Source organism: Pseudomonas sp. SJZ077, from assembly GCF_007993905.1.
Classification (GTDB): domain Bacteria; phylum Pseudomonadota; class Gammaproteobacteria; order Pseudomonadales; family Pseudomonadaceae; genus Aquipseudomonas; species Aquipseudomonas mandelii.
Genome location: NZ_VIUJ01000017.1, coordinates 118,495 through 137,135 on the forward strand (window position 1 = coordinate 118,495; position 18,641 = coordinate 137,135).

17 protein-coding genes and 4 tRNA genes are annotated in these 18,641 nt (G+C 57.9%); 8 read left to right on the forward strand and 13 right to left on the reverse strand.

Translation table 11 applies throughout. From position 1 onward, the window contains the following. Positions 1 to 63 precede the first annotated feature (63 nt). From flgM to FBY01_RS23370, 3 genes are all read left to right on the forward strand, one after another. Complete coding sequence (flgM, locus tag FBY01_RS23360) at positions 64 to 390, forward strand: flagellar biosynthesis anti-sigma factor FlgM (protein ID WP_010457164.1); 327 nt, start codon at positions 64 to 66, stop codon at positions 388 to 390. A 48-nt stretch (positions 391 to 438) separates the two neighbouring features. Beyond that, entirely contained in the window at positions 439 to 906 is a 468-nt protein-coding gene (locus FBY01_RS23365) for a flagella synthesis protein FlgN (protein WP_010457166.1), read from the forward strand. A gap of 92 nt (positions 907 to 998) precedes the next feature. Next, positions 999 to 1,745: a flagellar brake protein gene (locus FBY01_RS23370; RefSeq protein ID WP_042932643.1), complete on the forward strand. Its 747-nt coding sequence runs from the start codon at positions 999 to 1,001 to the stop codon at positions 1,743 to 1,745. Positions 1,746 to 1,811: 66 nt separating this feature from the next. On the opposite strand, the gene FBY01_RS23375 is transcribed toward FBY01_RS23370, so the two are convergent. From FBY01_RS23375 to FBY01_RS23390, 4 genes are all read right to left on the reverse strand, one after another. Continuing rightward, positions 1,812 to 3,194, reverse strand: a complete 1,383-nt coding sequence (locus FBY01_RS23375; RefSeq protein ID WP_145309728.1) for an MFS transporter — start codon at positions 3,192 to 3,194, stop codon at positions 1,812 to 1,814. A 70-nt stretch (positions 3,195 to 3,264) separates the two neighbouring features. Then, positions 3,265 to 4,506, reverse strand: a complete 1,242-nt coding sequence (locus FBY01_RS23380; RefSeq protein ID WP_169857058.1) for a glutamine synthetase family protein — start codon at positions 4,504 to 4,506, stop codon at positions 3,265 to 3,267. Positions 4,507 to 4,707: 201 nt separating this feature from the next. Then, positions 4,708 to 5,400: a sensor histidine kinase KdpD gene (locus FBY01_RS23385; protein WP_077749187.1), complete on the reverse strand. Its 693-nt coding sequence runs from the start codon at positions 5,398 to 5,400 to the stop codon at positions 4,708 to 4,710. Beyond that, a complete protein-coding gene (locus FBY01_RS23390) occupies positions 5,397 to 7,001 on the reverse strand; it encodes a tetratricopeptide repeat-containing response regulator (protein WP_145309730.1) in 1,605 nt (534 codons plus the stop codon). The genes FBY01_RS23385 and FBY01_RS23390 overlap by 4 nt, the downstream gene beginning before the upstream one ends. Positions 7,002 to 7,205: 204 nt before the next feature. Between FBY01_RS23390 and FBY01_RS23395 the strand changes: the two genes are divergently transcribed. Beyond that, positions 7,206 to 11,357 (forward strand): CheR family methyltransferase, encoded by a 4,152-nt coding sequence (locus tag FBY01_RS23395; RefSeq protein ID WP_145309732.1) that lies wholly within the window; start codon positions 7,206 to 7,208, stop codon positions 11,355 to 11,357. A 1-nt stretch (position 11,358) separates the two neighbouring features. Here the strand turns inward: FBY01_RS23395 and FBY01_RS23400 are convergent, their stop codons facing one another. Together FBY01_RS23400 and FBY01_RS23405 are read right to left on the reverse strand one after the other, a co-directional pair. Continuing rightward, entirely contained in the window at positions 11,359 to 11,898 is a 540-nt protein-coding gene (locus FBY01_RS23400) for a hypothetical protein (protein WP_145309733.1), read from the reverse strand. A gap of 145 nt (positions 11,899 to 12,043) precedes the next feature. Then, positions 12,044 to 12,120: transfer RNA gene (locus FBY01_RS23405), tRNA-Arg, on the reverse strand. Positions 12,121 to 12,410: 290 nt separating this feature from the next. Between FBY01_RS23405 and FBY01_RS23410 the strand changes: the two genes are divergently transcribed. Next, positions 12,411 to 12,644 (forward strand): hypothetical protein, encoded by a 234-nt coding sequence (locus FBY01_RS23410; RefSeq protein WP_145309735.1) that lies wholly within the window; start codon positions 12,411 to 12,413, stop codon positions 12,642 to 12,644. 23 nt (positions 12,645 to 12,667) lie between these two features. Then, positions 12,668 to 12,847 (forward strand): PA3371 family protein, encoded by a 180-nt coding sequence (locus tag FBY01_RS23415; protein ID WP_010457208.1) that lies wholly within the window; start codon positions 12,668 to 12,670, stop codon positions 12,845 to 12,847. Here the strand turns inward: FBY01_RS23415 and phnN are convergent. Then, the gene (gene phnN, locus FBY01_RS23420) at positions 12,822 to 13,394 is read right to left on the reverse strand and encodes a phosphonate metabolism protein/1,5-bisphosphokinase (PRPP-forming) PhnN (protein ID WP_145309737.1); all 573 of its coding nucleotides are present in this window, start codon (positions 13,392 to 13,394) and stop codon (positions 12,822 to 12,824) included. The genes FBY01_RS23415 and phnN overlap by 26 nt on opposite strands. Positions 13,395 to 13,779: 385 nt before the next feature. Here phnN and FBY01_RS23425 point away from each other — a divergent pair, with 385 nt between their 5' ends. Next, positions 13,780 to 14,106 carry an Arc family DNA-binding protein gene (locus FBY01_RS23425; protein WP_003178899.1) on the forward strand — a complete coding sequence of 109 codons (327 nt, stop codon included), beginning with the start codon at positions 13,780 to 13,782 and terminating at the stop codon, positions 14,104 to 14,106. Positions 14,107 to 14,207: 101 nt separating this feature from the next. Here FBY01_RS23425 and mgtE read toward each other — a convergent pair whose 3' ends face one another. Then, complete coding sequence (mgtE, locus tag FBY01_RS23430) at positions 14,208 to 15,650, reverse strand: magnesium transporter (protein WP_145309739.1); 1,443 nt, start codon at positions 15,648 to 15,650, stop codon at positions 14,208 to 14,210. A gap of 319 nt (positions 15,651 to 15,969) precedes the next feature. On the opposite strand from mgtE, the gene FBY01_RS23435 reads away from it, so the two are divergent. Beyond that, positions 15,970 to 16,488, forward strand: coding sequence for a cell envelope protein SmpA (locus tag FBY01_RS23435; protein WP_145309741.1), 519 nt, complete (start codon positions 15,970 to 15,972; stop codon positions 16,486 to 16,488). A gap of 19 nt (positions 16,489 to 16,507) precedes the next feature. Here FBY01_RS23435 and FBY01_RS23440 read toward each other — a convergent pair. The 5 genes from FBY01_RS23440 to FBY01_RS23460 all read right to left on the reverse strand — a co-directional run bounded on the left by FBY01_RS23440 (position 16,508) and on the right by FBY01_RS23460 (position 18,613). Then, positions 16,508 to 16,584, reverse strand: a tRNA-Arg gene (locus FBY01_RS23440). A gap of 71 nt (positions 16,585 to 16,655) precedes the next feature. Continuing rightward, positions 16,656 to 16,732, reverse strand: a tRNA-Arg gene (locus tag FBY01_RS23445). A 107-nt stretch (positions 16,733 to 16,839) separates the two neighbouring features. Then, positions 16,840 to 16,930: transfer RNA gene (locus tag FBY01_RS23450), tRNA-Ser, on the reverse strand. 62 nt (positions 16,931 to 16,992) lie between these two features. Further along, entirely contained in the window at positions 16,993 to 17,181 is a 189-nt protein-coding gene (csrA, locus tag FBY01_RS23455) for a carbon storage regulator CsrA (protein ID WP_003178872.1), read from the reverse strand. A gap of 190 nt (positions 17,182 to 17,371) precedes the next feature. Further along, positions 17,372 to 18,613: an aspartate kinase gene (locus tag FBY01_RS23460; RefSeq protein ID WP_008033100.1), complete on the reverse strand. Its 1,242-nt coding sequence runs from the start codon at positions 18,611 to 18,613 to the stop codon at positions 17,372 to 17,374. Between the last annotated feature and the right edge of the window lie 28 nt (positions 18,614 to 18,641).

An 18,641-nucleotide genomic window follows, 5' to 3' on the forward strand; every position in this document is an offset into this window, starting at 1 on the left:
TAAAGTTTTCGCAGGGAGAGCCGAAAACATGGCAAGCGTCCAAATACCCAGAGGTTTTTTACCATGGTCATCGATTTCAGCCGTTTGAACAGCTCCTCGTCACTTACCGGTAGTACGCGTACCAGCACCGCGAAGGAAACCGCCGAAACCGGCACATCCGCGCCGCTGAATACCCCGGCCGAACAGGCCAGTACCGTCAAAAGCGGGGAATCGGTACACCTCAGCAATGAGGCTCAACAGTTGCAGAAGGTCACTGACAAGCTGCGCGATCAGCCTGCCGTCGACAACGCCCGCGTGGCCGAGTTGAAAGCAGCGATTGCCGATGGCAGCTATAAAGTCGACAGCAACCGTGTAGCCAGCAAACTGCTCAACTTCGAAGCCCAGCGCTAGGCCACGGCCTGCGCCAGGCTTTTGGACGCTTAAACCCCAAGGCCAGCCATGCACGACACTAATTTACTGCAACTGATCACCGACGACTTTGCTCCAGCGCAACGCTTGCTGGAGTTACTGCAAACCGAGTCCCTCGCCTTGCACGGTCGCGACATGCCGCTGCTCGAAGATATTCTGGCGCAGAAGCAGGCAATGATCATTCTGCTTGAACAGCATGGCCGCAAGCGCAGTGAAATCCTCGTCAGCCTCAATCTGCCGGCCGATCGCAGTGGCCTGGAGCAACTTGCCAGCCAGTCGAGCATCGGCGATCAATTGCTGGAACAGAGCGAGAAACTGACCGATCTACTGGCTCAATGCCAGGCAGCCAACGTCAATAATGGCCAGTCGATCCTGGTCCAGCAGGCCGCCACGGCCAATCAGCTGAAAATCCTCACCGGCGGCGAACCGCCAGCGCTTTACGATGCCCGCGGATCAACCTCCAAGCTCGCAAAGCCGCGCCCGCTTAGTCAGGCTTGAGCCTGTTGATGAGCACGCTCTATCAAGACGCCTCACATGCTGGCAGTATGCTAGCAAGTCGCAGTCAAATTTTGCCTGGAGAATGATGAACCGTGTTCAATGCCTTAAACGCGGACGATGCTCCGCAGCCACCCAAGGTGCTATCCACGCCGATGGAAATCGCCGGTAACCTGCGGCAGCTGCAAGAAAGCCATGATCCGTTGATCATCACGTTCCATGAGCGCACCCAGCGCTTCCAGAGCTATCTGGTGAACGTTGATCGCGACAGCAATTCGATCGCCCTGGATGAAATGATCCCGCGAGACGGGGAACGTTTTCTGCTGGCCGGAGAACCATTCAAGGTTGAAGGCTTTCATGACGGCGTGCGCATCGCCTGGGAAAGTAACGGTACGCTGACCATTGATGAGTCCGGCGATGCTCGCTGCTATCGTGGCCCACTGCCCGCTGAAGTGATCTATCACCAGCGCCGTAATGCGTTCCGTGCAGCGTTGAAACTGGCGCAACTGGTCAACGTCGAACTGGGCGGTGAGAAACTCAAATCGACCTTGGGCGGCAAGCTGCTGGACATCTCGGCCACCGGCTGCAAACTGCGTTTTGAAGGTGACATCACCGGCAGCCTGCAACTGGGCCAGGTCTATGACCGCTTTGTCGCCGCCCTGCCCTTCGGCAACATGACCGCACCGGTCGAATTGCGTTACCTGCACTTCGAAGAGAGGATCTCCACCACCTTCGCCGGTGTTCGCTTTCATAACATGAGCGGTCTGGTGCAGCGGCAAGTCGAACGGTTCGTCTATCAGCTACAGCGTGAAGCACGCCGTTTCGACAAAGACGACATGTAATACGGTGCTTCAACAAAAAACGGGCAGTCCCTTGCGGTGACTGCCCGTTTTTTTATGCGCAGGTTTTTAGGGCCTGGCTTCGGTGAAGCTTTGCTCACGACCCGCATCCGGGTCTTCTGATGGTGGATCGGTCTCGGTCTCGGTCTCGGGATCCGGCTCTGGTTCAGGCGCAGGTTCCGGGCTGATCGGATTTTGCATCTGATCCTGCACCACCTGCTCATCGACCCGCGGGTCAAGGCATGCCACCAGTGGCGAACTCGACATGCTGTCCGGCATAGCCACGTGATGCAGCGGCGCATCTTCGACCTGATGCAGGTTGGTGACGGCTTTCGGGCGAATCCGCCACACCAGCACCAACGCGAAGAAGCTGAAGAAGGCATATAGCATGTGGCTGCCGAACAGCTTCATCAGGACACCGGCCACCAACGGCCCGATGCTGGCACCCACGCCGTAAGTCACCAGCAACATCGCTGTCAGGGACACGCGACGATCACCTTCGACGTGGTCATTGGAGAAGGCCACCGCCAGCGGATACAGGCAGAACATCACCAGCGAACAGAAGAACCCGGCGACGAACAGAACCTCCAGCGGCACCTGCTGCATGATCGCCAGCGGCAACGCGGTCAGGGCCAGGACCACCGCAAAACAGCGGATCAACAACGCCCGGTCATAACGGTCAGAGAGCCAGCCCAATGGCCACTGCACCAGCAGCCCGGCAAAAATGCAGCTACCCATGAACAGACCGACCTGCTCGGTGGACAATCCTTGCTGCGAAGCATACAGCGGCGCCAGACCGTAGAAGGAGCCAATGATCAGCCCCGCGCCCAGCACCGTGCTCAATGACTGCGGCACGCGCTTGATGAAGAACCGCGGCTCCATCGGCGCCGGATGCAATGGCGCCGGGTGAATCCGCCGGGTCAGGGCCACCGGCACCAGACACAGCGCGAAGCACAAGGCGACCAACATCAGCAGCTCCAGGCCCAGGGCCGGGTGCATGACCAGAATCAGTTGGCCCAGCACCAGTCCCAGGTAGGACGCGATCATGTAGCCGCTGAATACCGTGCCACGCTGGGACGCTTCAGCCTGCTCATTGAGCCAGCTTTCGATCACCATGTACTGGCACATCATGCCGAGACCGACGATCACCCGCAGGAATATCCACGCCGGCAACCAGTCGACCAGGCCGTGGCCGAGCACCGCCGCGCCGACAATCCCGGCGCAGGCCGAATAGGCGCGAATATGCCCGACCCGGGCGATCAGTCGGTGACCGATCTTGCCACCCAGCACCAGGCCGAAATAGTTGGCGGCCATCAACGCACCCACCCACAAGCTGTCGACGTTATCCGCCGCCAGACGCAAGCCCAGGTAGGTACTCAGCAAGCCTGAGCCGATCAACATCATCAGCGAGGCAAAATAAAGCGCTCGAAAAGGTTTCCAGATTTGGCGCATCGGCGTTCCGAGCGGCTCCTTGCGGTAAGAAACGGGCTATCCGAAAAGATAGCCCGAAGACGACAGGTCGTCAGGCCTGGGTGGCCAGAACACGGCGCTCCCAGGGGGTAATTTCATCAAAGAAGCTGGTCAACTCCATGGTCTTCGAAGCGACGTAGCCTTCGATGAACTCCTTGCCGAACAGTTCCTTCGCCAATTGGCTACGTTTCAGACGTTCAAGAGCGGCATGCAAGGTACACGGCAACGAAAGATTATCCGGGACTTCGAATTCGCCCTGGATCGCCTCGCTCGGCTCCAGTTCGTTCTCAATGCCATACAAACCGGCGGCAAGACTGGCGGCGATCGCCAGATACGGATTCGCATCAGCCCCCGGCAAGCGGTTTTCGACCCGACGGGCGGCTGGTGAACTGGCCGGAATGCGCAATCCGGCGGCCCGGTTGTCGTGGGACCAGCAGGCATTGTTCGGCGAAGCATACGGATGGCACAAGCGCTGATAGGAATTCACGTTCGGCGCAAACAACGCGGTGAAATCCGCCATGCCGGCCTGTTGGCCACCAATGAAGTGACGGAAGGTCGCTGTCGGTTGGCCTGCCGCATCGCTGAACACATTTCGTCCATTGCCGATCTCGACGATGCTCTGGTGAATGTGCATCGAACTGCCCGGCGTGTGCGCCAGCGGCTTGGCCATGCACACCACGCTCAGGCCGTGCTTGAGCGCGACTTCCTTGAGCAGGTGCTTGAACAGGAACGTCTGGTCGGCCAGCAACAACGGATCGCCGTGCAGCAAGTTGATCTCGAACTGGCTGACGCCCATCTCATGCATGAAGGTGTCGCGCGGCAAACCCAGGGCCGCCATGCATTGGTAGACTTCGCTGAAGAATGGCCGCAGACCGTTATTGGAACTGACACTGAACGCCGAATGACCTTCCTCGCGCCGACCGTCCAGGCCCAACGGCGGCTGGAACGGTTGCGTCGGGTCGGGATTGGGCGCGAACACGAAGAATTCCAGCTCGGTCGCCACCACCGGCGCCAGGCCCAGCGCCGCGTAACGGGCGATCACCGCCTTGAGTTGGCCACGGGTCGACAGCTTCGAGCTCTCGCCGGTCAGTTCATCGGCGTCGCAAATGGCCAGTGCCCGCGGTTGCTGGCTCCAGGGCAGGCGGTGGATGTGTGCCGGGTCAGGCACCAGCGCCAGGTCGCCATCATCGCTGCCGTAAAAGCGTGCGGGCGGATATCCGCCCATGATGCATTGCAGCAGCACACCCCGCGCCATCTGCAAACGCCTTCCTTCGAGAAACCCCTCGGCGGTCATTACCTTGCCTCGAGGCACGCCGTTCAAATCCGGCGTGACACATTCAATCTCATCAATGCCCGTCAATCGCTGTGCGAGTGAACGCTGGCCATCGGTTGTCATGACGCAATCCTTTGTAATTGTGCGAGCCGCGAACGGCGACCCGTACAAAATAGGCTCCGCCTGTTCGGAATATCAAGCAGCGCCACACAAAAAGAAACGTCAGGGCAGACAGAGGCTGAACACCCCACCACCCAACGGCCCGCCGTTGCTGATCCGGGTGCGTCCTTCCACGCCATTGCGCTGATGCAAGGCGGCGATCCGTCCGGCGAAATACAAGCCCAGGCCTGTGCTGCCGCTGCTGTGGTTGATGCCCTGCACATAATCGGCCTGACGCTCGATCATCTCGACCGGATAACCGTCGCCATCGTCGTTGATGGACAGCACCAGTTCGCCGGCCTCGTCGCCGACACTGATCAGCAATGACTGGCGGGCGTAACGAATGGCGTTGTTGATGCAGTTGGCCAGCACCGAGGCCACCAGCTCGCGATCGAAGAAACCCAAGGGGCTCAACGGGTCGACTTCATAAGTCGCGACAATGCCGCGACTGGCGAACACTTCCTGATGAGCGGCCAGTTGCGCTTCGATGAAATCATCCAGCTCATGGTAGGCCGGCTGCAACGGCATCTGATTGACGCCCAGTTTGTACAGCCCCAGCAACTGCACCAGCATGCCGTTGAGGTGAGCGAACTCGTACTCGATGACGCCCTGCTCCGGGCTGTGCCGCTCGGGATCGGGCAAGCGGGCCAGCCATTGGCTGTGGGCCTGCATCAGCAGGGTCAACGAGTTCTTCATGTCGTGCACGGTGGAGGCAATCACCGTCGAAAAATCCAGTGCAGAGTTGTCTTGGCTCATCCGCTGAACGCCTTGATTTTCAGTTTCTGAAAGCGCGGATACCGCGCGTCGGTGTCGGGCATCATGCCCACCAGTTTCAGGCAAGCCCGGCATTCATCGAGCTCGGCCGACGCTACGTTGGTATCGGTACCGTGCAGCAGCGATTGCGCCATGTTAAGGGCGATACTGATGTTCTTCGGTTGCAGCGCCAGCGCTTTGCGAAAGATTGCCCGGGCTTCGACCAGGTTGCCGGTCTTGTACACCTGCACACCCTGTCGGTTGAGGTCGGAGGCCGCGTTGCTCTGGCTGAGGATCGTCGGGTCATCGGTCAGTTTGGCGATCCCTTGCATCACCACCGGATCGTCACCGTAGATTTCCGCACAGTTTTTCAACATCGTCGCGCCGGCGCTGGCCTGGCCGAGCATTTGCAGCTGCTTGGCCACCAGCAGCGCGGCTTCGGCGCTCATGAACTGCTCCATGCCATCGAGGCGCATCATCGCCTGCTCGGTGAGCTTCTCGGCGGTTTCGGCGTCGTTGAGCAACAGGCTGGTGGCTTTCATCAGGCGCGCACGAATCTGCAGGCCAGGATCAGACGGGTTTTCCTTGGCCACCAGGCTGAGGGTCGTATTGATCTCCAGTCGGGTGCGGGTATCCAGGCCTTTCTCGCTGCCTTTGCTGATCAAGGCATGGGCCAGGCCGAGGTTGCTTTCGGCATCCTTGAAGCGTGACTGCGCGCCTTGGGACACCGCCTGGCGATAAGCCTTTGAGGCCGTATCGAAATCTTCGTTGGCCATCGCCAGTTTGCCCAGCAGTGCTTGCCGGCGCACCGCCAGCGGCGACAGGCGAATGGCTTCTTCCAATACTTTCTGCGCGCCCTTGGTATCCCCTTCGGCCACCAGCACATCAGCCATGCCGTCATACAGCGCCGGCATCATCGGAAACACTTTCAGGGCTTTTTCGTAGACGCCTTTAGCCTGGCTGACCTGGCCACGCTTGAACAGCAACTTGCCCAACCCGGCAAACGCCCACGGCAACGGCCGATCGGCAATGATGCTGTCGTAGAGACGTTCCAGCGCTTCGTTTTGATTCAGGTCGCGCAAGGCGTCCGCGCGGTAACGCAGGCACAGCGGCGAATAACGGATGTCCTTCTTGCACAGCTCGATGCAGGCATTGAGCACTTCGAGCGGTTTGCCACGATCGAGCGCTTGCAGGATCGGCTTGAGCAGGTTCTTGCGCTGTTCCAGACGCTCCAGGCGCTGGGCCAGGCCGGAACGGTTGAACGGCTTGGTCAGGTAAGCGTCGGGTTCGTGTTCCAGCGCGCTGAGCACCATGGCCTGGCTGGTTTCGGCAGTGACCATGACAAACACGCTTTCATGGCTGATCAGCTTTTCGATCATCAAGTCTTCGAGGACTTGCTGGCCGTTCTTCTTGCCGTCGCCGAGGTGAAAATCCTGCAGGATGAAATCGTAGGCCTTCTGCGAACACATGCGCAGCGCCTGCTCCCCGGTGTCTGCGGTGTCGACGTCCTTGACCCCCAGTTCACGCAGCATGGACCTGACGGAACTGCGGAAATCCGAGAAATCATCGACGATCAGAAAACTCTTTTGGTGATACGACAGCATCGAAGATTTCCAGGCAATTTGAGAAGAAGACCATGACCGTTCGGGTTATCGGCCAGGAGTGCCGTTCCCTTGAGAACTCCAGCCAATCAAGTGTCTCTAAATATTTGAAGGTGTTATTGAAAAACGGGATTATGCTGCTTTATTGACGCGCTTTTTATAACCGAAGATATCAATAGACCGCAGTCGCCGACTAAGGCAGAAGAAATGACCAGCACCCCCCAGCACTCGGCCCCGGCTCCTGAGCGTAAGGCCCTGAAGCCCAGCACCCTGGATTTTCCAGTGGTAGGCGTTGGAGCGTCGGCGGGCGGGCTGCAAGCCATCAAACTGTTTTTCGAGAACATGCCGCATGACAACGGCATGGCGTTCGTGATCATTCTTCACCTGTCGCCCGATCACCAGAGCATCGCGGACAAGATCATCCAGGAATCGACCCGGATGCCAGTCCTGCAAGTCACCAAAACGGTGCCGATCGAGAAAAACCACGTTTACGTCATCTCGCCGGCTCAGCGGCTGACGATGAATGACGGGGTGCTTGAAGTCAGCAGCAACGACCCGCACGGGTCTCGGCACGCCTCGATTGATCTGTTTTTCCGCGACCTGGCCGAAGTCCACCGCGAGCGCGCTTTCTGCCTGGTGCTGTCAGGCAGTGGCTCCGATGGTGCGGTCGGGCTGTCGCGCATCAAGGAACACGGTGGCATCACCATGGCCCAGGCACCGGAAGATGCCGAGTTTGACGGCATGCCTCGCGCTGCCATCGAAACCGGCAATGTCGATCTGGTGTTGCCGGTGGTGGAAATGCCGCAAAAGCTGCTGGAGCTGTGGCGAAACTCACAGGAAATCAGCCTGCCCACCGCCAACGACCCGGACCTGCAAACGTTCGCCTCCGTGTCCGAGCGTGACGCGGCGCTCGCCGAACAGCTGCTCCATGACATCCTGATCCAGCTGCGCACCGGCACCGGCCATGATTTCAAGCACTACAAGCGCGCGACCGTGTTGCGGCGGATCGAGCGCCGGATGCAGGTCACGGCCCAACCCGACCTGGGTGCCTATTTCCGCTTCCTGCAAAACAATCCCGAAGAAACCAAAGCCCTGCTGGGCGATATGTTGATTGGCGTGACCAACTTCTTCCGTGATCGCGAGGCGTTCGAAGCCCTGGAGCGGAACGTGCTGCCGCAACTGGTCAGTGCCGCCGTGTCGGCGCAGCCCGAGAAAGAAGAAATCCGTGTCTGGTCCGCCGGTTGTTCAACGGGCGAAGAAGCCTACAGCCTGGCGATGCTGCTCAACGATCAACTGCAACTGGACGCCAGCAAAGCCTCGCTGCAACTGTTCGCCACCGACATTGACGAGCGCGCCATCAGCATCGGCCGGGCCGGTCTGTACCCGCAAGCGATCGTGACCGATGTGCCGCCGACGCGCCTGCGGCATTACTTCGTCAAGGAAGATGACCACTACCGGATTCGCAAGGAAATTCGCGAAAAGGTCCTGTTTGCCAAACACAGCCTGTTGTCCGATCCGCCCTTTTCGCAGATTGACCTGATCGTTTGCCGCAACCTGCTGATCTACCTGGATCGCGAAGTGCAGCGTGAAATTCTGCAAATGTTTCACTTCGCACTGCGTCCGGGCGGTTTCCTGTTCCTGGGCTCTTCCGAGAGCGCCGATGCTTGCCACGAACTGTTCGCTCCGGTGGACAAGCGCAACCGGATTTTCCGCGCCAAGACCGGCACGGCCAATAGCCGACGTACCCCGACCATGCCCCGTGGCGGTTACGTGCGTACCAGTGTTACCCGCGAGACACCGCAAAGCGCGGTGCAGCGCAAATTGTCCTTCGCCGACATCCATCAGCGCGCCCTCGAACACGCCGCGCCACCGAGCATGATTGTCGATGCCAACGCCGACATCCTGCACATGAGCGAAAGCGCTGGGCGCTTCCTGCGCCATGTGGGCGGTGAGTTGTCGCGCAACCTGCTGACGCTGATCCTTCCCGAGTTGCGTCTGGAGATTCGCACCACGCTGTTTCAGGTCCAGCAGAGTGGCCTGGTGGTCAAATCCCGCGCGGTGCCGATTTCCCGTGAAAACCGGCGCTACAAGGTCGACCTGGTGGCGCAGCCTTATAAGGACGAAGAGTCGGACGGCGAGTTTGTCCTGGTGATTTTCGAAGAGGCCGAAGTCGATCCCTCGGAACAGGCCGCCTCGACCCTGACGCAAACCGAAAGCCAGGTGCTGTCCAACCTTGAACGCGAACTGCAACGCACCAAGTTGCACTTGCAGGACACCATCGAACAATCGGAAGTCTCCAGCGAGGAGCTGAAGGCCTCCAACGAAGAAATGCAGGCAATCAACGAAGAGCTGCGCTCGGCCACCGAAGAGCTGGAAACCAGCAAGGAAGAACTGCAATCGATCAACGAAGAGTTACTGACGGTCAACTTCGAGCTGAAAACCAAAGTTGAAGAAACCGACAAGATCAACGACTACCTGACCAACCTGATCGCCTCCACCGACATCGCCACGGTGTTCGTTGACCGCAACATGCGGATCAAATGGTTCACTCCGCGCGCCACGGACATCTTCAGCATGTTGCCGGTGGATACCGGACGCTCCTTGCTCGACATCACCCACCGACTGCACTACGACGACCTGGCCCGTGATGCAGCGCTGGTCTTCGAGTCATTGAACATGATCGAGCGTGAAGTCAGCAGCACCGACAAGCGCTGGTACATCGCCCGCCTGCTGCCCTACCGCTCCAGCGAAGACCATATCGACGGGACGGTGCTGACCTTCATCGACATCACCAAACGCCGCGCCGCCGAAGAAGAACTGCGCCTGGGCGAAGAACGCATGCGTCTGGTGGCTGAAAGCACCCGCGATTACGCGATCATCACGCTGGATGAACAAGGGGTGATCACCAGCTGGAACAAAGGTGCCGAGTTGATCTTCGGTTATAGCAAGAGCGAAGCAGAGGGCGCTTATTACGACTTTATTTTCTCTGAAGAGGACCGCGCCAGCGGCGTGCCCGAGAAAGAACTGCAGACGGTGCGCGACCATGGGCGCAGCGAGGACGAACGCTGGCACTTGCGCAAGGATGGCAGTCGGTTCTTTTGCAGTGGTGAGGCGACGTTGCTCAGCGGTGACAACCTACGAGGCTACGTGAAGATTGCCCGGGACCTGACCGGCCATAAACGTCAGCACGAAGCGCAAAGCCTGGCGCTGGCCGAGACCCGCAACACCAATTACCTCAAGGACGAGTTCTTCGCAGTCATGTCCCATGAGCTCAAGCACCCGCTGAACCTGATCCAGCTCAACGCTGAGCTGCTGCGTCGCCTGCCGGTGACCAAGTCCGTGGCTCCGGCCGCCAAGGCCGTCAATACGATCTGCGATGCCGTCAATAGCCAGGCCCGGATCATCGATGATCTGCTGGATGTCGCCCGTGTCCGTACCGGCAAACTCAAGCTGCAACCGGTCGCCACCGACCTGGTCAGCGTGCTGCGTGATATCCACAGCGTCGTGCTCAACGAACGGCACGAAACCACGGTCGAGTTGCATGTGCCTTCAGAGCCGTTGATGGTGCATGCCGATCCGACACGCCTGGAACAGATTATCTGGAACCTGGTGAACAACGCGCTGAAATTCACCCCGCCCAATGGCCACGTGCAACTGATCGCCAGCCAGGACGGGAACAGGGTGCGGCTGGACGTCAAAGACAACGGCACCGGCATTGCCGCCGAGAATCTTGAGCACGTGTTCGATCTGTTCGGGCAGGCAGAGAAGCAACATGCCACGCACAACCGTGAAGGGCTGGGGATCGGCCTGTCGCTGGTCCGCCAACTGGCAGAAGCACAACACGGCTCGGTTGAAGTGAGCTCACCCGGGTTGGGTGCAGGGTGCACGTTCAGTGTCTACTTGCCGATGGCCAAGACTGATCATGACGCTCAAACCGCTACGCAGGTCGACGAGGGGGCCGGACGGCTGAGCGGCTTGACCATTCTGCTGGTCGACGACTCTGCCGAAGTGCTGGAAACCTTGAAGATGCTGCTGGAAATGGAGGACGCGCAAGTGATTGCCTTCGACCGTCCGGTGGCCGCGCTGGACGCCGCAAAAGGCACGCACTTCGACCTGATCATTTCGGACCTGGGCATGCCAGTCATGAACGGTCACGAACTGATGAGCGCTTTGCGGCAACTCCCGCTGCTCAGGGATGTGCCGGCCATTGCGCTGACGGGCTACGGTGCCCAAAGCGATATTCAGAAATCCCGGCAATCGGGCTTCGACCAGCACATCGGCAAACCGGTGTCCTACGATGAACTGATCGAGACCATCGAGGAACTGCGACGCTCCTCGAGCCTGTCGATCGGCAAATGACTCAGCGCAGATAGGCGCGTTGCACACTGATGCGCCGATCAATCGCCTGCCGCAGTCGCTCCTTGTGGTCCGCCCACACCCCGGGGTCGACTTTGGTGGCGCGCATCAGCTCAAGCATCGCGGCTTTGGCCGCCAGGTACTCCGACCAGGCGTCTTCGGAACGGATTTTCAAACGCTCACGTTCGGTCATTTCCATGCGTCGCAATGCCAGTGTCGGTTCATCGGTAATCACCGGGGCCAACGTCAATTGCACCCGATGCGGCGCGACAAACGCTTGGCTGTCCGCCACCAGCTCTCTCGCCCGCTTAGCGCCCCACTTCAACGCGGAACAATAATATTCACCCACCGCCCGGTCATGAAACTCCTCGCAAATCGCCCCGCCACCGTCAGCGTATATACCGATGAACACCTGCGTAACGCCCCCATGACCGACCCGTGCCTGCACCTCGACCTGCACACCATCGCTGAGCACTTCTTCATGGGTATGGTGAAGTAGCCTGCTGTTGGTCCATAACCAGAAATGTGCACCTCTGTGTCGCATCGCGTCACTCCTTGAATGGTACGAGGAGTAAGGCACAGCAACGATGGACTTGCCATGTAGGTCGTCGGGTCGACGGGCATAAAAAAGCCCCGCTGGAGGATTCTCCGGCGGGGCTTTTTATCACAGCGCAGGGCTGTAAATCAGGTGGTGTCCCAGGGCAGGTTCGAACTGCCAACCTTCCCCTTAGGAGGGGGATGCTCTATCCAATTGAGCTACTGAGACACAGATCGCCCCGCTGGGATGCGGTGCGATAGACGGCGAGCATGTTAACGGCCAGGCCTGATTTTGTCATGTCGTCCGTAGGGCTTTTTAAGTGTAGGCAGCCGCCCCTTGTCATCGTGGCTTAATTTACCGTGCAAATTGCATCCTCTCAAAATGCCATCATTGCAATTTGCAACGACGGCCTCTTTAAGTAATAAGTTAATTCTTTGTTTTTAAAGGATTTAATTGCCGTTAGACTCTTGGCACGCGGGCTGCTTTAGCTGTTCTCACGAACAACCGAGGTTAGCCTCATGAACAGCGTCCTTTTACTCTCGAATGCAATCGCTCTTACCGTCCTGCTGGGTGGTCATTTTGCCGCCGAGAGCGGCGCTGAGCAGGTCGCGCAACGAATGCCGCATTACCTCCAGCTGCAAAAAGCCCCGCAATTGGCGGTCATGAACGATCAGCGCGGCTTTGTTGGCCAGGACGTAAGCCAGCAAAATTATCTTCCGGTGTCTCAGACTTCGGAACGCTTGGTATTTTGAATCACCCTATCAGGAGCACAGCAATGTCCAAATCAGCCGCAGGATTTTTGATCCTTGCCTTACTGAGCGGCATTCTTCATCTGTCATTGGTCCCGGACACGGTTGCCACCGTACCCCTGATCGCCTGCGGCGTTTTCGGCGCGTTGTTCGTGCTGGCGCTGATTATCGGACGCAAAATCAAATTCGATCCGGTTCTGCGCTGACGTTCAGCAATTTCAGAAGATTGGCGACGGTGACGTCAAGCTCGCCTGAGTTGTCGAGTCGATAGATCTGCGAATCACCGAGAGGATCCTCCGTTGTAAATAACCTGTTGCGGCGCAATCTGGCTTCAATTTCTGCAAGGCTCTCACGGCCTCGCTTCATCAGTCGCTCGCGTAATACCTCATCCTGGACCGTCAACAGCACCGGCACCAATGTCGGGTAGCGTTGCAGTGCCTCGGCCAGGTGGCCACGAGAGCCATTGACCAAGACATGACGACCTTCTTCCAGCCAATGGTCGATCTGGACCGGAATGCCATAATCCAGGCCATGGGCGTGCCACGACAGCGCAAAGTCACCCTTGTCGCGGCGTTGTTCGAACTCCTCGCGAGAGACTCCGATGGCATCTTCGCCTACGGATTCAGCCGAACGCGTAATGACCCGTCGTACCACTTCGCCGTTTATCGAGCGTAAAGGTTGTCGAGCCGCTTCGATGAGGCTGTCTTTGCCGGATCCGGAAGGCCCCATCAAGTAAATCAGCCTGCCATCCATCCTGAATCCCCCCCCTGTGCGGGTCTGCCACTAGTAAATCGGCCATTTGCCACTATCCTGTATAAGGTAAGGACCAAGGATCGAATCCGCGTAGCATGCACCTTCAGGCGTCTTCGGGCATCACCTAACGGGAAGAGCCCGCGGTCAGCGATACGGGCAGGGACCAAAGTTTTCTAACCAGTCCACATTTTCGATAAAGGTGCTGGCATAACGCCTTTACCCAGCTCAATATTTGTCACAGAATTGACGCCAATGATCTGGCTGCTTTGAGGCATGATGCGAGCCTCTATCAATTCAGGTTGAACATTTGGCCAGAGAGCTTGTCCTATCAGACATCCTGCGGCCAATCCCGAGAACCGCTCCCCTGAACTAACCGGTTAAATATATGCGCCCATTGAAACAGGCAATTTATTCCAGCCGTACGGCTGACAAGTTCGTCGTACGTCTGCCAGACGGAATGCGTGAACGCATTGCCGAGGTGGCTCGCAATCATCATCGCAGCATGAACTCCGAAATCATTGCGCGCCTTGAGCAGAGTCTTATTCAGGAAGGTGCACTGGGCGAAGAGTTGAGCATGCGCCTGGACAGCCCGGAGCTGTCATTGCACGAACGTGAACTGCTGCAACGCTTCCGCCAACTCTCCCATCGTCAGCAAAATGCTCTTGTTTCGCTGATTGCCCATGACGCCGAAATGGCCGCAGACGCTTCCTGATTCGACCCGAAAGCCAAGCCAGCATAATCGCTGGCTTTTTTTTGCCTGAAATTCGGCCATAAAAAACCCGCCGAATTGGCGGGTTTCTTAAAGCAGGCAAGTCAGAGCAGGAAAATCGTTGCCAGCCCGAGGAAGATGAAGAACCCGCCGCTGTCAGTCATGGCAGTGATCATAACGCTGGCACCCATCGCCGGATCGCGCCCAAGCCGCGCCAGAGTCATCGGGATCAAGACCCCCATCAACGCCGCCAGCAACAAGTTAAGCGTCATGGCGGCGGTCATCACCACCCCGAGGGACCAACTGCCATAAAGCAGATAGGCCACAACGCCAATCACGCCACCCCAGACCAGGCCATTGATCAAACCGACGGCCAGCTCCTTGCGCATCAATCGCGAGGTATTGCCGGTGCTCACCTGGTCCAGCGCCATGGCTCGAACGATCATGGTGATAGTCTGGTTGCCCGAGTTGCCACCGATACCGGCCACGATCGGCATCAATGCCGCCAGTGCCACCAGTTTTTCGATGGATCCCTCAAACAGGCCGATCACCCGGGATGCGATAAACGCGGTGATCAGGTTGACCGCCAGCCAGGCCCAACGGTTGCGCAGGGATTTCCAGACCGAAGCGAAGATATCTTCTTCTTCGCGCAGACCCGCCATGTTGAGCACTTCGTTTTCGCTCTCTTCACGGATCAGGTCGACCATTTCATCGATGGTCAGACGGCCGATCAGCTTGCCGTTCTTGTCGACCACAGGCGCCGAGATCAAGTCGTAACGTTCGAACGCCTGAGCGGCGTCGTAGGCATCTTCGTCCGGGTGAAAACTCACCGGGTCGCTGGCCATGACTTCCGAAACCTGCTTTTCCGGATCGTTGACCAGCAAACGCTTGATCGGCAGCACGCCCTTGAGCACGCCGTCGTAGTCGACCACAAACAGTTTGTCGGTGTGGCCCGGCAGCTCCTTGAGACGACGCAGATAACGCAAGACGACTTCGAGACTGACCTCCTCACGGATGGTCACCATCTCGAAGTCCATCAGCGCACCGACTTGCTCCTCGTCATAGGACAACGCGGAGCGGACGCGCTCACGCTGTTGACCATCGAGGGTTTCCATCAGTTCGTGGACGACGTCTCGCGGCAGCTCGGAAGCCAGGTCAGCAAGTTCGTCGGCGTCCATGTCCTTGGCCGCAGCCAGGAGCTCGTGATCGTCCATGTCGGCGATCAGGGTTTCACGAACCGAGTCGGATACTTCGAGGAGAATGTCGCCGTCGCGATCCGCCTTGACCAATTGCCAAAGCGTCAGACGATCGTCCAGCGGCAAGGCTTCAAGGATGTAGGCAACGTCGGCGGAGTGCAGATCATCAAGCTTGCGTTGCAGCTCGACGAGGTTTTGCCGGTGAACCAGGTTCTCGACCCGGTCGTGATGCGGACCTTCCTGGCGATGAGTCAGGTCTTCGACCACCCGCTGGCGCTGCAGCAGCTCAACGACTTGGGCGAGGCGGTCCTGCAAGCTTTCCTGCGTTTTCTTTACTTCTACTTCAGACATAGGCGAACTCCACTCCCAGCAGCGGGGCACGCCGGAAGGATCAATCAGTCAATTCATGATTGGAAAAACGGGATACTGAGTAACTACTGGGTAAGTCCATGGAGGTATTCCACAAGCCCCGGCGGGGCTGACGGGCGCAATGATACACCGCCCGACGGTTTTAAACGTCAAAAAATCATGGCTGAAACAAGCGGTTGCAAGACAAAGCTGAGTGCAGTCCTGATCTCTCCAACTGCGACGACTCATTCTGAAAAGAAAACACACCCTCATCGAAAAATGTAGCGGCTACCCTGACATGGACCGTCATGGAGGACGTTTAATGCCATCGATTGCCTTTTATTTTTTACTGCTTGCCCTGCTCTGCCTTTCACCCCGGTTGCAGGCAACCATCCTTCACCGTTGCGAAGCACCCGACGGTCGCCTCACCTTCACAACCCTGAGTTGCGCGGAGGGTGAAAGCTTCTCGCAGCAAGAGGTGCGCACTTTCACGCCCGGCAACGCGATAGCGCTCATGCCTGAGGCTGACGCTCGGGAGACACCCTCGACGAAAACCGGAAGGAAGGAGCCAACCATTGTCGGCCAGACTGAGGACAAGTGCGCAAACCTGATAACCGCCAAGGAACGTCGCGAAGCAATCATCAATCAACGGATAGTCGCGGGCATGACACAACAGGACGTCGAGAGCGCCCTGGGCAAGCCGGACAAGATCAGTATCAGGAATTCCGCAACAAGCTACCGCTACGAACTCAAGCGAGGTCGCAGCGCACATGTGGAGTTCGACGAGAAAGGATGTACAAAGGGAAAAGCCAAATCCCGGACGGCAAAAAGCCCGCGTTAGACGCGGGCTTTTTGGTGTTTGGTGCACTCGACAGGATTCGAACCTGTGACCGCTCGGTTCGTAGCCGAGTACTCTATCCAGCTGAGCTACGAGTGCATTTGTGTTTTTATACCAGATCACAACTGGTTGGAGCCAAGTCATTTGCATTACTGCAAACAACCCTTAAATGGTGCACTCGACAGGATTCGAACCTGTGACCGCTCGGTTCGTAGCCGAGTACTCTATCCAGCTGAGCTACGAGTGCATTTGTTGCCGCGCATTATAGGCCGTCTAATCTCTATGTAAAGCACTTTTTCTAGTAATTTCAAACACTTACCGAAAAAGCCAGATTACAACGTACTACGCAAATAATGGCGGAGAACGGGGGATTCGAACCCCCGACACCCTTTTGAGGTGTACTCCCTTAGCAGGGGAGCGCCTTCGGCCACTCGGCCAGCTCTCCGCAACACGGGGCGTATATTAACCAGCTTCTTCCCCGTTTGCAAACATAAAAAACGATAAAAATTAATGGCTTGGTTCGTCGTCCTTCTCTTTCTTGATCCGCAAGTAGATTTCCTCACGGTGAACCGCAACCTCTTTAGGTGCGTTAACGCCAATACGCACTTGATTTCCTTTGACGCCGAGCACGGTCACGGTGATTTCGCCATCACCAATAATCAGGCTTTCTGCGCACCGACGAGTCAGAATCAGCATACCTTTCTCCTCACGCATTTCATTTCAGGGACAACAGTCTGCAAAAAAAAGGCACTCGACCTACAACCGGAAAACGATCGCAGCCCTACATGCCTGAGTATTGACCAGCGCGAGCAAAAGAACAGTTCCTGGGTCGCGCCATTCAAAAAAGACAAAGGGCGCGGTCAGACCGCGCCCTTTGGCAAACGCATCACTCGCCCGTTCGGGCCGGTGCGTCCAGTTCGAAAGCTGTGTGCAGAGCGCGCACAGCCAGTTCCAGATACTTCTCTTCGATCACAACGGAGACTTTGATTTCCGACGTCGAGATCATCTGGATGTTGATGCTTTCTTTCGCCAAGGATTCGAACATGCGGCTGGCCACGCCTGCGTGAGAACGCATGCCGACGCCGACGATCGAGACCTTGGCGATCTTGATGTCACCGACCACTTCACGGGCACCGATCTCGCGAGCGGTGTTTTCCAGCACGGTTTGTGCGGCCTGGAAGTCATTGCGGTGCACGGTGAAGGTGAAGTCGGTGGTGTTATCGTGCGCAACGTTCTGCACGATCATGTCGACTTCGATGTTCGCGGCACTGATCGGGCCGAGAATCTTGAATGCAACGCCCGGGGTGTCTGGCACGCCACGGATGGTCAGCTTGGCTTCATCGCGATTGAAAGCGATGCCGGAAATGATCGGCTGTTCCATGGTTTCCTCTTCATCAATAGTAATGAGGGTGCCCGGACCCTCCTTGAAGCTGTGCAGTACGCGCAGCGGAACGTTGTACTTGCCGGCGAATTCCACCGCACGGATCTGCAACACCTTGGAACCGAGGCTGGCCATTTCCAGCATCTCTTCGAAGGTAATCTTGTCCAGGCGCTGGGCCACGGACACCACACGCGGGTCGGTGGTGTAGACGCCATCGACATCGGTGTAGATCTGGCATTCGTCGGCCTTCAAAGCCGCCGCCAGCGCCACGCCGGTGGTGTCGGAACCGCCACGACCGAGGGTGGTGATGTTGCCATGCTCGTCGACGCCCTGGAAACCGGCGACAACCACCACACGACCTGCCTTCAGATCACCGCGAATCTTCTGGTCATCAATCTGCAAGATACGCGCTTTATTGTGCGCGCTGTCCGTCAGAATCCGCACCTGGTTGCCGGTGTAAGACACCGCAGGCACGCCGCGCTTGATCAGCGCCATGGCCAACAGTGCAATCGTCACCTGCTCGCCCGTGGAAACGATCACATCCAGCTCACGCGGAACCGGTTGGCCATCACCACTGATTTGCTTGGCCAGATCGATCAGACGGTTGGTTTCGCCGCTCATTGCCGACAGGACAACCACCAGGTCATCGCCGGCATCGCGGAATTTCTTAACCTTGTCGGCGACCTGCTCGATTCTCTCGACAGTGCCGACTGAGGTGCCTCCAAATTTCTGTACGATCAAAGCCATTTCAAAGCCGCCTCTGCCCATGAAGGGC

What these genes read in the sequence shown, in the direction of transcription:
- flgM (WP_010457164.1), top strand. Translation starts at nt 64, where the DNA reads ATGGTCATCGATTTCAGCCGTTTGAACAGCTCCTCGTCACTTACCGGT.
- FBY01_RS23365 (WP_010457166.1), top strand. Translation starts at nt 439, where the DNA reads ATGCACGACACTAATTTACTGCAACTGATCACCGACGACTTTGCTCCA.
- FBY01_RS23375 (WP_145309728.1), bottom strand. Translation starts at nt 3,194, where the DNA reads ATGCGCCAAATCTGGAAACCTTTTCGAGCGCTTTATTTTGCCTCGCTG.
- FBY01_RS23380 (WP_169857058.1), bottom strand. Translation starts at nt 4,506, where the DNA reads ATGACCGCCGAGGGGTTTCTCGAAGGAAGGCGTTTGCAGATGGCGCGG.
- FBY01_RS23385 (WP_077749187.1), bottom strand. Translation starts at nt 5,400, where the DNA reads ATGAGCCAAGACAACTCTGCACTGGATTTTTCGACGGTGATTGCCTCC.
- FBY01_RS23390 (WP_145309730.1), bottom strand. Translation starts at nt 7,001, where the DNA reads ATGCTGTCGTATCACCAAAAGAGTTTTCTGATCGTCGATGATTTCTCG.
- FBY01_RS23395 (WP_145309732.1), top strand. Translation starts at nt 7,206, where the DNA reads ATGACCAGCACCCCCCAGCACTCGGCCCCGGCTCCTGAGCGTAAGGCC.
- FBY01_RS23400 (WP_145309733.1), bottom strand. Translation starts at nt 11,898, where the DNA reads ATGCGACACAGAGGTGCACATTTCTGGTTATGGACCAACAGCAGGCTA.
- FBY01_RS23410 (WP_145309735.1), top strand. Translation starts at nt 12,411, where the DNA reads ATGAACAGCGTCCTTTTACTCTCGAATGCAATCGCTCTTACCGTCCTG.
- FBY01_RS23415 (WP_010457208.1), top strand. Translation starts at nt 12,668, where the DNA reads ATGTCCAAATCAGCCGCAGGATTTTTGATCCTTGCCTTACTGAGCGGC.
- phnN (WP_145309737.1), bottom strand. Translation starts at nt 13,394, where the DNA reads ATGGATGGCAGGCTGATTTACTTGATGGGGCCTTCCGGATCCGGCAAA.
- FBY01_RS23425 (WP_003178899.1), top strand. Translation starts at nt 13,780, where the DNA reads ATGCGCCCATTGAAACAGGCAATTTATTCCAGCCGTACGGCTGACAAG.
- mgtE (WP_145309739.1), bottom strand. Translation starts at nt 15,650, where the DNA reads ATGTCTGAAGTAGAAGTAAAGAAAACGCAGGAAAGCTTGCAGGACCGC.
- FBY01_RS23435 (WP_145309741.1), top strand. Translation starts at nt 15,970, where the DNA reads ATGCCATCGATTGCCTTTTATTTTTTACTGCTTGCCCTGCTCTGCCTT.
- csrA (WP_003178872.1), bottom strand. Translation starts at nt 17,181, where the DNA reads ATGCTGATTCTGACTCGTCGGTGCGCAGAAAGCCTGATTATTGGTGAT.
- FBY01_RS23460 (WP_008033100.1), bottom strand. Translation starts at nt 18,613, where the DNA reads ATGGCTTTGATCGTACAGAAATTTGGAGGCACCTCAGTCGGCACTGTC.